The following is a 14,225-nucleotide window of genomic DNA, read 5'->3' on the forward strand; positions in this document are numbered from 1 at the left end:
AGAGATTGGGTATGGCTATTTTTTATTATTCAGATTTTAAAACTGAATTTAATTCATCAAATTTTGGAGACGATATTAACCCTTATTTAATAAGGCAGTTATTTAACTCGTCAATAATAGAAAGTAAAGATATTTGTATCGTCGGCATTGGTACTTTGCTTAATAAAAAAAATGTAGATCGACTTAGTCCTTATACAAAAAAAATCGTTTTTTCAACAGGTGTTGGGTATGGTGATGTACCGTCAAACTTTGATGAATCCTGGGAATTTGTTTGCGTGCGAGGTCCAAAATCAGCCAGTCAGCTAGGGTTAAGTGCTGATAAGGCTGTTTGTGATGGAGCAATTCTTCTTTCTGACTTTTATCCAATCATTGCTGAGTCAGATAAGAAAATTGAAAAAATATTTATACCCCATCTTAAGACCCATTGGGCTGCAGGTCGAGCGCTTAGAAAAATAGTTGAAAGAGCAGGTTATTTTTACTTATCTCCTGATGTGCCTACTGACTTTTTTGTTGAGAAAGTATCGATTGCGAAGGTTGTTGTTACCGAGGCTATGCATGGTGCGATTCTTGCGGATACAATGAGGGTTCCATGGATCCCTGTAAGTATTCATGAGCATCTAAGCTTTAAGTGGGAGGATTGGTTTTCTTCTTTAGGTCTGCAATATGAAAATTATAGGATTTCTCCCCCAATTTGGAATCCTGCAAAAAATGACTTGAAAAGAGTCATTAAACTGCCATACCAATTTAGTAAAGAGTGTTTAGTTGAGGCGAAATTTAGGCTCCTGTTGCATACATGCCAAGCTGTGCTGAGCGATGAGGCAGTTTTGAAATCAAAAAAAATATCACTCTATAATTCTGTAGAATATATTAACAAAAAATACGGAGATGGTATGGCTAATTAATGTTTTTATATTTAAATGTTCTGAGTTTTAGTGGACTCTACAGTCAGTTTAAAAAATATAGAGTATTAAAATTGCTTTAGCCATGTTTCGAAAATAGCTTAATCCTTTGTTTACCCCATTTTTTCAGAGTTTCTGTGTGTATTATAGCAATGTGGCTCAGTTTTAGAGGGGTTTACTAAGCTATTGAACTCATTGAAGTCGTCGAAGTCATTGAAGTCATTGAAGTAGTGTAGAAAATCGCGGGTGCCGGCGTAGTTGTCACTTTAATGTTTCAGAATGTAAAAATCCATTCAAAAAGATGATAAACGGTCGGTAAATTACACACAAATCACTACAAAAAATTGCAGCTGCTGCTATGATTAATTGTATCGAACGTGACAACATAAAGTGTATGGCTGCCTAATGAGTTTTCTGAGTAATTGTATATTGCGAAGAATCGTGTTGATGCACCGAAATTTTTCGTGTTAAGAGGTCTAATACAATGGTTTTAACCAAACGCGTAGTAATTGTCGCTCTTTTTTCTGCAATGGGATCCGCTCCCCTATTGACGTCGCCCGCATTCGGCGAAGTGATTTTCGAGGATAACTTCGATGATCAGCCCGATTGGACAAGCACAATGTTTTCGACAGAAAAGATGCAAAAACGGTCCAGGGGCGCCGTTTTGCCGAATGGCTGGGATCTAATATATCAAGATACAAAATGGTCGCCGGAAACGGGCTATATTAATAATCACGCTTCACTAGAAATTTTAGAAACTAATGCTGATAAGGCGCGGGGTGGTGAGGGTAAAGCTGCAGTGATGTGGCGCGAATCTCACTCTCTTGGCTGGTTAAACTGGGCTTCTGACAGCCAGCTCTGGAAGTATCTTGAGGGTGGTTATGAAGAGCTTTATGTAGAGTTTTACATCCGCTTTTCGGATAATTGGTGGCAGAGAAGTCGTGGCAATACTGGAAATTGGACTTCTAAAATACTTCGAGTGGGTAGCTGGGATGGGGTAGGCGATGAAGTGAATGGTGCTGCTGGTAGTTTGGGGCCAATTGTATTTTGGGACTATAAGCAGGATGATTACGGTATGCGTAATGTTTTGGCTTTCCGTGGTGGGCCTTGGGGAGAAAATTATAGATTTAATGGCCAGTACAGCGATGGTGTGTCTCTAAATTATACAAAAAATACTGCGGGCAACGAAGAAGATGGAAAAAACCCGTTACATACCAACGCATTAACAGGGGCTCCCTTGGTTAGCAGTTCCACCGCTTGGCATGAAGATGTATTTGGCCCCCCTGCGCATTGGACCAAGATGGCATTTTACGTAAAAATGAATTCTGCTCCTGGAGTCAAAGATGGTGTTTTTAGGCAGTGGATAAATGGCCATCGAATTGTAAATAAGGAGAATGTTCCCTGGGTTATGGAAAATAGTGAAAACATAATGGTCAAATGGAATTATATCGCGATAGGGGGGAACGATTATTTGCAGCCAATTCCAAATGAGCAAAGATTTGAGGACTGGTACGCGATTGACGATTTGGTTATCCATTCATCTATGCCCTATGAAAAACAAATGGTTGCTCCTAATCCGCCGGTGGGGATTGGTATTAAATAAAGAAACAGTAATAAGGCCGTCCTTAAAGTCGGCCAATTAATCGTCCTAACCCTTTTAGAAGACCTGTGCTTCTACCTATTAGATACAGATTATCGAGAATTAATATTTTTTGAAATTCATCTAAATTTTTAACAGACCAACTAGATCGCTTTATTCGCTTTAGGCTCAGGATCATTGCAAGTGCCTGAGTGGAAACTATTGCAAATATCATAAGGATGTATTCAGCTGTAAGCAGATAAAAAACTGCGCTTATCGTGAGGAAAAGGTAGATCACAGTTAGCCAGAATACTTTGTCTTTCAGGGAGTTTCTAAAATCATATAGATAGTTTTCTGAGTGCCAAATCTGCCGTTTCACGAAATCTATGGTAGTCTCAGGACATCCTGAATGCGTAACAGAAAGCCCTGACGAAATAGTGATTTCAAGCCCGTTAGCTAGCGCTTGTGCGTGTAACGCAGAGTCCTCTCCGGATGTTACGTTTTCATTGAAAGCGCCCAAACGCAAAAAGTCGATCTTCCACATAAAGATAGAGCTACCTGCAAGGGCATGTTGTTGAGTTTTACAGCCACTCGCGTTGAGTATCCAATATTTTTCAACCCATTTGGCATTCTTCCGAGGCTTCAGTCCGCCCCCGAAAGCGTGTTTTGGGTTGCTTTGTAAAAGGTCTACACCCGTTTCTATCCAGTTGGGAGGGACAACACAATCGGCATCTGTGCATATAATGATCTCGCCCGACGCATGGGTAATGCCGAAGTTCCTAACGGCACCCACATTTCCTTCAGGTTTATCAAGGACAAGATCTGCGTAGGTTGCGGCAATTTCTTTTGTTTTGTCAGTTGAGCCATTATCTACCACTATGATTTCAAACCTATCCTTGGGGTAAGTCTGGTTTGTGAGAGAGATGAGGCACGTTTCGATATCCTTTTCCTCGTTAAAGGCCGGGATTATAACGGAACAAAATGGGCGGTCATTCATTCGTGGATACTCGCAAACACTTCCTTAGTGGAGTAAGTAGCTTCCGGGTTATAAATTTAGCTTTCAATCGCGAATTGCCTCGCCGAAAATTGCTAAAGAAGTATTTTAGCTTCCTGAACTGTTCACCGTTCATGTTCTTCCCTAGATCGTAAAGCTTTACGGGATTACTAACGGTAATGGATCCCCCTGAGATTGATGGACAACATCCATCTTTTTGCACATCTACCGGCCATAAGCTGACATTCTCTAACCCGGATTTGTCGAAGGTGATGTCAAGTATCCCGCTTTGAAGAAGGCGTTTATCCCAGCACAGATCAAAAATGAAGTTGCCGAGTGAAGGCGCTGCGACAGTCTGGTTCTCAACCCAAGCTTCGTAAAATAGGTGTGGGTGGCTGCCTATTACGCCCCGGACACCACTGTCACTCAATTTTTTTATAAGCGCTCTCTGATATGACATGGGAGAAGTCTGTGACTCAAGCCCCCAGTGAAGCAACACAAATAGGTGATCAACTTCAGTAACGGCTTTGATAGCATGTGCGATGAACGCCTCATCTAAACGCTGGTAACAGTTTTGTGTTTTATCGGTATTGTCTGGTACGTCCCGGAACGTGTCAACCTCATTTGAACCAGCTCTTTAAATATTAAGTTGCTTTCTGTAAGACTCTTTGCAACGTCGGGAAGTTTACTCCTTGTTCGGCGATTGAAGGTTCGGCATCGTCCGGTATTGGGTTAATGACCACTTCTCGTGGCGGTAGTTTGACGAGGGAGCGTCCGCGACTGAATCGTTCCGGATGCAGGGCAAATGCGTCATCCAGAGCCCCTTGACGCACTCGGGCAATGTCTACGTATTGGCCTGTAAACACTTGTTCTGGTGTAAACCCCTCAGGGCTGCTGTGGTGGTGCTTGTGGTTGTACCACTCCACGTAATCGTTGCACCAACGCATGGCGTGATCATAATGATCAAAGCGTCTCGGGTAGTCTGGCTGGTACTTGAGTGTTTTAAATTGTGCTTCACTCATCGGGTTGTCATTGCTCACGCGGGGCCGGCTGTGACTGGCGGTTATGGCCAGCTCGGAGAGCAAGTCCAGGTAACAGTGGGCGGTCATGGGCGCACCACGGTCTTGGTGCAGCGTGAGATTGCCAGGCGCTATTTTCCTTGCGAGACAGCATCCAGGCGACAATGTAGCGACTGAACAAGTCCATCACCACGTATAAAGATAAGTACTCACCACGCTTGCGCGTCGGCAACTTGGCAATGTCCCACGTCCAAACCTGATGAGGTGCCGTTGCCAATAGACGCGGCACCAAATTCGATTGTGGTGCGCGCTGAGCGCGTCGTTCGCCCTGCAAGTTTTGCTTACGTAGCAAGCGATGCATGGTGCTCACCGAACACAGATATCGGCCCTGTTGAAGCAGGTTGTGATACACCTGCATCGGTGGTTGATTGCAGTAGCTTTCGTCGTTCAATACCTCCAGTACCTGCTGCTGTTCGTGTGCATCCAGGGCTTTAGGTTGTCTGGCATCTTTTCTGCAACGTGAAGGGAGCTCCCGAGGACCGATGAAGCTCAACCGCCGACGCGCTGACCGCACCGTATTACGACAAAGGTTCAGGACCTTGCAGGCCAGCCGCTCTGTCATACCGCTGGGTAGTGACTCTGCGATCATCATGGCTACGAGTTCTCTTGCTCGAAGGCTTCGATGAGTGCCAAGGCTTTTTTTTGGAGCGAGATACAGCTGTCTTTAACGTCAAGCTGACGGCGCAAACGTCCCAGTTCTTTTTCCAGCTGTTCAATGCGCTTTTGCTCAGCTGTTTTGCTGGCAGCAGGTCCTGGCTGAGACTTATTCAAGCCTGCAACGCCCTGTTCGGCGAACTCTCGGCGCCACTGGGCTAGCTGGTTTGAATAAAGCTTTTCATGCCTTAGCAGAGGGCCTAATTCCCCATGCTGACAGGCATCGGCTTGTTGTAGGATGGACAGCTTATACTCTACAGTGAATGAGCGACGCCCCCGCTTTTCTAGCTTCGGGTCGGACAAAACGTGTGTCATCGGCTTCGGCATAATGAACTCCTAAGGCACCCTGATTTCTATGTTAACTCAAAATCAGCTGGTTCATGCTTAGGTTGGCACACAGGGTCCGATGCTGCGAGAAATCCGACAGTTTGACTATCAACCTCTAGGATCTCTACTGCTTGACCATTCAGGCCGATAGCGCACATCCCCACAGCGGAGAGGGCTTCTACGGTTTCGTGAAAACCTTCCGCTCCGTGTTGAACAGTATGGTTGTTGGCAACTTGGAGAACTTTGAATCCAGCAGATTTCAGACTGGCCGCATGTATTGGATCACCTCGTAATACAACACTTTCGGGTTCACGCGGGTTCAAGTTGTGGGTGGTGAGGGGCGCTTCGAGATTTCCGACCACGAAATCAGCTTGGTTAAAAAGTTCTCGTACGTTTTCGAAAACGTCAGAGTGTTTCAAATAGCTCCCGGGCCCATGCCCAAAGGATGTGTAGTACTCGCCGAGGTTGATGTCACCAACAAACATTATTCGCATAGATTAACTAACTCTGTCGCATTGTCCGACGCACACTTTTGAATTTCCCATTGGGTCCCCGGGGTATTGAGGAAACAGTCTCTATGGTAAGCCTAAATGCTCCACCAGTGCGGGCTGAAAAGTTGGCTTTTAGGGCCTCTCTGTCTATCTCCGACAAAGCCGCCTGGCTGATGATCTTAATGGTGCAATGGTCTGAGGCATCCTGAATAACCTGGGCTTCCGCAATGCCCCCTAACCCTTTAAAAATGTGGTCTATCCGGCCAATCTTCCTTCCATCTGGGGTTTCAATATAATCATCTACACGGCCATTGATGGTTTTGAGTTGATGGGCGACGGTTCCAGAATGGTATTCTGGTTGGCTTTCCGCAGTATCGCCAAGATCGTAACGGAGTAAGGGCATTGTCGTATTGGTTAATGTGGTTGCAATTAGCTTTTTTGCTTTCCTTGCGCCAGGTTGTTCTAGGAGTTCGGTTATCCCTATAAGTGGGTTTAAGCGATAATTCCCACTTTTGTCTTGGCCTGCAAAAAGAACATATTCCGCGGTCCCATAATAATCTCTGACCTTACAATCGAATACCTCCTCAATAATTGTACGTTGCCATTCTAGGAGGGTCTCGGAGTTAGTAACGATAGCCGTAGGGCGGAACGCTGGCGAAACGCCTGCTTCTCTGTACTGTGTCGCAAGATCGCAGATTGCTGAGGGATAGCCAATAAGTTCAGCAGGTTGAAATCGGTCCAATTCTGCTCGGTACCAAGGGAACGTCTGGCTGTTGAGGTGGTAGCTGGAAAACAACTTCTGGTTTTCTGCACGGTTCATCCTGGCAAACGGTGGCGTCATATCGGTTGCGGGTTGAACCATTCGTCCCGCGAAGGTTGCGCGTTTTGCACCAAACGGAACACCGTGATTTTCTTCATGGTCTACAAGAAGCGCCATTGCGAGTTTGTAGGTTTCTTCGTTGACCATCAGTGTAAGAGGAGTGCCGGTACTACCGCTTGTGTGCTGAAGCATGAAGGGTTTTGTGCCGGACTCGGTAAATAGCTGAGAGTGTTCTTTTAGCTTCTGCTTTTCGAGAATGGGCAAGCGTGTAATGTGTTCTGTCGAAGTAATATCATTTTCGTGGATCCCATGTTCAGCAAATTGTTGCTGGTAGTAAGGGATGTTTAGCCGACAGTGCTTAACCATTTCGTGCAGGCGTTCGCTTTGATATGCCTCGATCTCTTCTGAGTTCCAGGAACGGCTGAGGCGAACCTTTTCCATAATTTCGCGGTAGAGTGATCCTGAATAGCGTTTTCGGTATAGCTTGTATCCATACGCAGACACCAATAGGTTCTGCATGAAGACCGGTGAGCGGTAGTAAATTGCTTCGGTGATTCCCTTCATCACTCGACTACCTTTGATGGCTTCGGTGCCGAGGGCGTTATAGGCGTTAACCGATTGTTGATGCGTTTCGCGGGGTTGCCCACGAGAATATCTCCCTTGGCAGAAGGTTTTGTCAGGACGCTGCCCGCTGCAAGTATACTGCGGTCTTCTAGGCTCGCCATCACTAGTGCAGTGTTTCCCAGCCAACAGTCTGCTCCTATCCGGACTTTTTCAAAAGTGCCGCCTTGCTCTTGAATGGGCTTTGTAATATCTGTGAACTCATGTTGGCGACTACCGCTAAGAACATGCACGCCACTGCCAATCAAAGTGTTTTCCCCAATGGAGCACATGCCAATATTGCACTGTGGCCCGATATAAACCCCTTTCGCGATACTGGTGTTGCGGTGGGACAGTATCGTCAAAAAGCCCACTGATATTTCGTCAGAGGTGGCTGGGCAAGCGAGGTGGTAGAAGGCAGCACGGAGGTAGGTTCCTGGTTTGCCAGGTATAAGGCTTAGACCCTGCGAAAATGACATGAACACGCCATCGGTGTTGCCAAGCTGAGCGAACAGCAAGAAGAGCAAATACAGCGGGAATGCGAGTGCCAGAAAGGCTAACTTCATGAAACGTTTTAAAGTTCGCATATTAAGTACGATCCAATCGAGCTTGAATCCAAGCACGCTCCTTTGAAGGCCTGAACGTGAGTGCGCCTCGAACCAATCGGGTAACTACTCTGGCTAACAGCTCCCCCCATGTAAGAATCGGGAGCTTGTTGGGCGTTGCTTTTGAAGGCTCGCCCGTTAGCTCTTCAGTCACGCCTTCCCTATATCCCGTCTGATGAGCTCCATAGTTCTGCATAAGTATAATCAGAATTCGTGAATAGTGCTTTTGCTCACTCTTGGTTAGAGTTTCACAGATCTCTGTTAACCACCTGCTTCCTCTATCTTGGAATGCTTTTGCGTTTGGCGGGTTCAGTTCTGCTGCCTGAAACATCAGCATCGCTTTGCGTATATCTTGGGCTACCCATGTGTCGTTGGGGAATTCGAGTTGCTCGGGATCGGACAGAAAGGGCCGCTCATTCTCCAGCATCCAGTGCGCATAATGCATGAATGCATCGCGCGCATAGTTGAAGTGGGCATCAGTTTTGCCGAATTCTCGTTTGATGTGCAGGTAGCGGGCAATGCTGGTCATTAATATCAGGTATGACCAGCCTGTTTCCACGTCCAGCAAATTGCGTATTTCTATGTTGTCTGCCGGGTGGATGGTTTTGCTAATAACAACTTCCGCCTGGTTCAGCCAGTTCTCGCCAGGTTCCAGTAGTGATGCGTCCAGCAGGGCATTGAGGTAGTTGCCAGTGCCTCGGGTAAACGGATACTGGTGTGCGGAAGGGCGCTGCCCTTTCACAAGAGCTTTCAGCATTGGCAGGTCGTGTTTTTTTAGAGCTAGGATCTGCTCCAACAGACCGCCCTGGCCTTCGTGCCAAGTTCGAATCCAATTAGCTAGTTGCAGAACTGCATCCCGTGAGGCTTGCGAACCTGTCAAGTAATGATGGTAAAGCAACCCAGTAGTGTAGCAATGCTCAGCCGCTGGTCCGCCGCCTGTCTGGCCAGGTGTTGAGCTTGTGTCGTTATGTTTGGAAAAAGTTCGGTGGGTAGCTGTATACGCATCAAGGTAATGGTCGGTATGCCAGAACAGGCCATTATTGTATTCCGCCCGGTCTTCCTCAGTATGGTAAATGTCTATATCTGCAACATGGCTGGCAAGATCATCCATCAACTCAAACCAACGGCTGTCTCCGGTTAACGCGAACTGTCGTGCGAAGCCGCATATGGCATCATATTGGTTGTTGTAGTGGGAGATAAAAGGCTCTTCACCTTCGGCTTGGTAGAGGGTTTCATGGTCCGCAAAGATATCCCCAAAGTTGCGCCAGCCAAACTCGTCAATCACTTCTCTTTTCGCAAAGAAGTTAGATTCCCCTTCAAGGCCTTCGGCAATAAGATGGTCTAGTGGACCGGGCTGTGTATTGGCCTTGAACCAGGGGAAAGCTTCAGCTCGCTCGTAGCACTCTGGGGCGATTATTGGTGCCAGAGGTGTGTAAGCCATTGCAGATAGACTGGTGCCTCCCTGGTAGCTCATGAGACAGCGCAGCGTCTTCCTTTCGCCGCCTTGGAGCTCATAGACACTCTTGGAATCTTTCGGGAAGAGTCCAGCGGTTACTTTGTTTCCTTCCTTTCGCAGGCTTGTTGGAAAGTTCTGCCAGAAGTGGGGTACTGCAAGCTCTAGCTGCCCGGAATCGTGCTCAATGCTCACCAGTGGATTGGCGCGCTTACCTTCGCGTTCGAGTTTTCCTGCGCTAGTGAGACGGTAACCACAAAATTGGGTAGTGACTTCGCCGTTCGCGTCTACGTGATTTCGGCTTTGCCAGTTTTCGCCGCCGCTAGAATCTTGATAAAGGTTGAAGTCAGCAAGATTTAAAACGCTTGGGCTTACATCTGTTGCCTGTGGTGTGACCTTGGCGGTACTGGTACCTGGAACTGCTGTTTCTACAGCGAGTTCATGAAAGTGTACGGAGCCTGGATCACCCAAATCCCACAATCCGCCCGGGTGCCGTGCACGCTTGGGGTTGTGTGTTACCAGCTCAAGTTGCACCAACCCGGTTTCCAGAAAAATACGCAGTTCGCATTCGAATCTTGCAAGTGGTTCGTTGGTTTGCTTTATCCACTGGCCCTTTAAGGTCGCTGCTACCAAAACGGGGCCTTTGTGGGTGATTTCCCAGTTTGACTCCGCTTTTGCTGTGCAGGGCGCTCCTGCGTCGTCACTGAGGATGACTGCAGAGGGCACGACTTCATCGTTTGGGTTACGAACCTGCCAAGCCAAGCTATCCGGCTGCAGAATAACGCTACCGGTTGCTGTAGTAATCTGAAGGCCACCTGCTGTTTGGCTGACCGCAGCTTTAGTTGTGCTAGGGGAAGGTGTTTTCAGGTGGGCAAGCACCAGGTCTTTCTGGCTGTTTGGGGCCAAATCTACCAAGGTGCTGACATGGACCCAGCGTATGCTGCCGTCCGGCCAGTGTGCAAGTGGCTGTAGCTGCACAGTAAGAGGCTTATCACCATCCATCAGTGCGAGTTGCTGTGCATTTCTCACGGTGCCTTTAGGCACAGGGATGCCTAGGCCAACGGGCTCTTTAATACGAGCTGTACCGTTTGGTTCCCTTATTTGAATGGCTACTTTTTCCATAAGCTTGTCTACTGCTTAACTCCCTGTTTGATGCCTAGAATAATCTGCCCGCGAAGTAACATAAAGCCCCATTTTACTGGTGCAGGAACTTGTTTCCACTTATTTACCGCGGGCCTGATTCAGAAGATAGCGGAGTTGGCCCCACTCTTCGGTTCCTCTGAGTAAAACCAGTCCGGTAATACCTGTAACGAGTGCCGCGATTGTGACATGCAGGGTGCCTAGCGCTAAAAACTGCACCAGGAAATGACTGCCGGAAAGGCCTATCGATTGAACTGCCAAAATCGCTAGCGATGTTCCTGCAAGAGTGGGAATGCACAGGAACAAAAGTTTAGCGGACGAGAACCCGGTTTGCTGTTCCAGAATCAGTAGCAGTGCAATAGTGGTTGCGACTGCGAGCCAACCCCGAGCCCATGCCATGATTTCCAGGCCACCTGTGGCAGTTAGCCAGAGAACAGCGACAATAATGGCAGTTGAGGCCACATCAAACCAAAAGAGCAGTTTTACTCGCCCTTGGGCGATGATGGCATCGCTGATCAGCGCAAAAAGACAGAAGGTGAAGAAAAATAATCCGAAGGGTTCCAGCAAAGGAGCAAATTCCGACCAGTCTGGCCCCAGCAGAACTCGAATGATGAGTTCAGGGTACAGCATTATAAAGGCGGTGATTGGGGTGAGCACGGTTATCATCAGTGCAAGGCTTAACCGTATACGGTAGGCAAGTGCCTGCTTGTCCGCTTTGCTTTCTGAAATGGCAGCGAGCAAAGGTTCGCTCATAGGGATTATGGCTGACAGCGCTGGCAGTAGGCTTACCTCGCGCACCAAGTTGTACCCTCCTAGTTGGGCTGTGCCAAACAGACGTGAAACCATTAGGTTATCTATTTGGGATCTTGTGAAACCAACAATTCCGCGCAGAAGCAACCATTGGGAAAACTGCCACTGCTGGCGAAAGTGAATGAGAGTCCAGCGGGGGCGGAAGTCGTGAACGCGATACGACCCTATGGTGAAGATCAGCCCGGATACAACGGTGCCCGATATGATTGCCCAGTGGCTTGGGCTGATGAAAGCCCAGCCGATCACAACGATAAACGACAGTCCTTTTTGCCAAAGTGTGAGCTTAAAGATTGGGCGGTAGTTTATTTCCCGCGCTAACAACATCATGCCAGGGCTTTTAAGCGCTCTAAGCGGCAGCGTAATTGCTGCAACGGTTAATGCTGTTGTGAGCTCTGGGGTTTCAAAGAAGTCGGCTAGAGAGGGCGCGAGAAGCAGAATCAACACGAACATGCCGGACTTGATGGCAATGTCCATGCTCCATGCGGTGTTGAGGTCTGCTTCGGTGACGTCGGTTTTTTGAATGATGTACTGCTGGTTGCCGATCTCAACCAGCAGCTCAAAGAACTGCAGTGCAATGATAACGAGGGCAACAACACCGAAGTGTTCGGGTAGCAGCAGGCGGGCGAGAATCAGGGTGCTGATAATGCCGAGACCGCGCTGCACAAGTTGCATGCCTAGTAACAGGCCAGCGCTTTTAAGCACTCTCAAGCTGGTTGTCATTGCTTGCTGGGTGTCAGGCGACTATTGATAAGCGGCATTTGGTGATCCAGTTTTGCAATTGCTCTGTCACACTCTGTTTGTCCACATTCAGCCTGTAGCGTCACAAGGGCAAACCGCTGCTCTCCTTTCAGCATGGCTAAAACCTGCAATAGCTTTGCCTCGCTGTATGTCCAGGCTCGATATGAACCAACCTGATACCACTGCCCAACAATAACTTGCTTCCTGTTGAGGATATTCCGAACGCGCACTAGTCCTGGGCCGTAGGTTTCCTGAATCTGCCAGAGGGAGTGGTCGAATGGTGGTCGCAAGTAGGGCACAAGCTTTTCTTCAGTAGTGGTTTTCTGGCTTTGGGTGAGGGATATCCAGGCTCCTTCAGAATTCCATACCTGCTGAGTAAGTGTGCTTGGTAGTGTGAGCGGTATTGGCATGTTGTCAGCGCTTGCCGGTGTGGCGCTGGCTAGTTCAAGGATCCAGGGGGAAACTGTTGTGTTTGAAGGCTGCGTGATGGTTAGCGCGACGGGGCCTAATACTATGGCGGTAATCACGGCGGCGATGCCAATTTTTTGAAAGCCGAGTTTTGCTTTGGTCTCTGTCGATTCTGAAATTCTTTTGCGGACAGGTGAGAAGTAGAGCGCCGGCAAAACGAATAATCCGTAGACAACCCAGCCCATGGTTTCGTGGTCGGTAAGCATGTCGCTTTGCATGTCGGTTTCGTAGGCAACCACTACGAGAATCGTAATGCGCACCCAGTTTGCAAAAAGGCCGATGACCATGGCGATCATTAATGTAATGAGCCAGTCGCGCCAGCGATAATCATTAAGAATGGAGGTCATCATTGCCAGCAATATGGAAATTGCGAAATACCGTATGCCGGAGCAGCCGTCGGCAATGAGGAGGCGGCCGTAGGGTAGGGTGATGCTGTTGCCTTCAATAAGGGCTGTCATCCCAAACCAGCTAACCCAGGTTCCTACCACTATGCTGGCGAGGTCTACCAGTGCGGGAACCATATCTGCCCATACAGGTAATGAAAGCGATAAAAGTAAAACGTAGGGGAGGAAGCTGAGGGTTCGGGCCAACCCGAGCAGTGCCCAGGCGGTCGCTATTACGCCAGCTGGAAGCATTAGGAAAGCAAGGGTATCGATTCTAACCAGTTCGAGCAGTGCCCATGTTAATGCTGTTACAACCAGCAGTATGGCCCCTATAAGATGATAGGGCTTGAGCTGTGTGTTGTTGGTTGCGCTTTTGGGCGGGTGGATTAGTAGTAGCCCGATAAAAATCAGGGCAGTAGCCAAGCCATGGGCGAGAACTTGCTCGAATTCCAGCCATGCTTGTGCGAGCCGGATCCAGGTCGGGTAGAAAATAAGCACCGCAATAGCGGTAACGACCAGGTAAGGCCTCGAAAGAGGTAGGTTGTTTAATGTCTTCCTTAACATCGTTTCTCCGCCGCACTACTAAGCAATCGACAGGATACTGTGTATAGCTACTACATAGAACTCAAATTCAAAACAAAAAAAAGCCAGCCGAAGCTGGCTTTTCATTACTCAACCGAAATCAGGCTTTCTGACGACGGCGAGCTGCACCAAGTCCTGCAAGGCCAAGGCCGAGGAGGGCCAGCGTGCCGGGCTCTGGTACTGGCAGAACTGACTCTACCATAACTACCAAGTCGTTAAAGTCCTTGTCGGCGTTGGCATAGAGAGTATCTTCCCATGCCAGTACGAACTCTTTATTGGTCCACAATCCAGCCTGAAAACCTGCTAGCTGAACGGTATCGGTGTCAGTACCCTGGAATGCCACCATCTGGTCGCTGCCGTTGGTGTTAAGGCTGCTGTCAGAGTAGTACACAGGTGCGTTAAATGGGTTGTTCGCTGACCCGAGATAAAACCCAAAATCGGAAGAGCTGAAGTTGCCCACTGCTGTGCCGTTTAACCGAACTGTACCGTCAAGCAGCATCGACAATGTCAGCTGGCTGTTAATTGCATTGCTGTCAGTGCCGGAGAATATTTCTATGTAGTTGCTGGAGTTATTCCGGTCGTAAACACCGAACGTATTCGTTC

Annotated in this window: 13 protein-coding genes and 1 pseudogene; 2 read left to right on the forward strand and 12 right to left on the reverse strand. The window is 48.1% G+C overall.

Annotated features, from left to right (window positions below):
• The first annotated feature begins 11 nt into the window (after nt 1-11).
• Together RKA07_RS07390 and RKA07_RS07395 are read left to right on the forward strand one after the other, a co-directional pair.
• Complete coding sequence (locus RKA07_RS07390) at nt 12-902, forward strand: polysaccharide pyruvyl transferase family protein (protein ID WP_310965995.1); 891 nt, start codon at nt 12-14, stop codon at nt 900-902.
• Between the two features lie 481 nt (nt 903-1,383).
• Nucleotides 1,384-2,502, forward strand: coding sequence for a hypothetical protein (locus RKA07_RS07395; protein ID WP_310965996.1), 1,119 nt, complete (start codon nt 1,384-1,386; stop codon nt 2,500-2,502).
• Nucleotides 2,503-2,524: 22 nt separating this feature from the next.
• Here RKA07_RS07395 and RKA07_RS07400 read toward each other — a convergent pair whose 3' ends face one another.
• The 12 genes and pseudogenes from RKA07_RS07400 to RKA07_RS07450 form a co-directional block, all read right to left on the reverse strand.
• The gene (locus RKA07_RS07400) at nt 2,525-3,475 is read right to left on the reverse strand and encodes a glycosyltransferase family 2 protein (RefSeq protein WP_310965997.1); all 951 of its coding nucleotides are present in this window, start codon (nt 3,473-3,475) and stop codon (nt 2,525-2,527) included.
• Nucleotides 3,468-4,049, reverse strand: a pseudogene (locus RKA07_RS17960) (CapA family protein); the annotation flags it as partial. The gene RKA07_RS07400 and the pseudogene RKA07_RS17960, both read right to left, overlap by 8 nt.
• Before the next feature lie 67 nt (nt 4,050-4,116).
• Nucleotides 4,117-4,494 (reverse strand): integrase core domain-containing protein, encoded by a 378-nt coding sequence (locus tag RKA07_RS07405; RefSeq protein WP_310965998.1) that lies wholly within the window; start codon nt 4,492-4,494, stop codon nt 4,117-4,119.
• 7 nt (nt 4,495-4,501) lie between these two features.
• Nucleotides 4,502-5,143, reverse strand: a complete 642-nt coding sequence (locus RKA07_RS07410) for a DDE-type integrase/transposase/recombinase (protein WP_310965999.1) — start codon at nt 5,141-5,143, stop codon at nt 4,502-4,504.
• Nucleotides 5,144-5,145: 2 nt separating this feature from the next.
• Nucleotides 5,146-5,532 (reverse strand): hypothetical protein, encoded by a 387-nt coding sequence (locus RKA07_RS07415; RefSeq protein WP_310966000.1) that lies wholly within the window; start codon nt 5,530-5,532, stop codon nt 5,146-5,148.
• Between the two features lie 26 nt (nt 5,533-5,558).
• The gene (locus RKA07_RS07420; RefSeq protein WP_310966001.1) at nt 5,559-6,026 is read right to left on the reverse strand and encodes a CapA family protein; all 468 of its coding nucleotides are present in this window, start codon (nt 6,024-6,026) and stop codon (nt 5,559-5,561) included.
• Between the two features lie 7 nt (nt 6,027-6,033).
• Nucleotides 6,034-7,407, reverse strand: coding sequence for a phenylacetate--CoA ligase family protein (locus RKA07_RS07425; protein ID WP_310966002.1), 1,374 nt, complete (start codon nt 7,405-7,407; stop codon nt 6,034-6,036).
• On the reverse strand, nt 7,407-8,030 hold the full coding sequence (locus RKA07_RS07430; protein ID WP_310966003.1) for an acyltransferase: 624 nt from the start codon (nt 8,028-8,030) through the stop codon (nt 7,407-7,409). Before RKA07_RS07430 ends, RKA07_RS07425 begins: the two co-directional genes overlap by 1 nt.
• A 1-nt stretch (nt 8,031) precedes the next feature.
• Nucleotides 8,032-10,623 (reverse strand): RIFT barrel domain-containing protein, encoded by a 2,592-nt coding sequence (locus RKA07_RS07435; RefSeq protein ID WP_310966004.1) that lies wholly within the window; start codon nt 10,621-10,623, stop codon nt 8,032-8,034.
• Nucleotides 10,624-10,722: 99 nt separating this feature from the next.
• Nucleotides 10,723-12,171 (reverse strand): lipopolysaccharide biosynthesis protein, encoded by a 1,449-nt coding sequence (locus RKA07_RS07440; RefSeq protein WP_310966005.1) that lies wholly within the window; start codon nt 12,169-12,171, stop codon nt 10,723-10,725.
• On the reverse strand, nt 12,168-13,604 hold the full coding sequence (locus RKA07_RS07445; protein WP_310966006.1) for an exosortase/archaeosortase family protein: 1,437 nt from the start codon (nt 13,602-13,604) through the stop codon (nt 12,168-12,170). Before RKA07_RS07445 ends, RKA07_RS07440 begins: the two co-directional genes overlap by 4 nt.
• Before the next feature lie 118 nt (nt 13,605-13,722).
• A partial coding sequence (locus tag RKA07_RS07450; RefSeq protein WP_310966007.1) for a DUF4114 domain-containing protein occupies nt 13,723-14,225 on the reverse strand: 503 nt, incomplete at its 5' end.

The organism is Marinobacter xiaoshiensis (assembly GCF_031631795.1).
Lineage (GTDB): Bacteria > Pseudomonadota > Gammaproteobacteria > Pseudomonadales > Oleiphilaceae > Marinobacter > Marinobacter xiaoshiensis.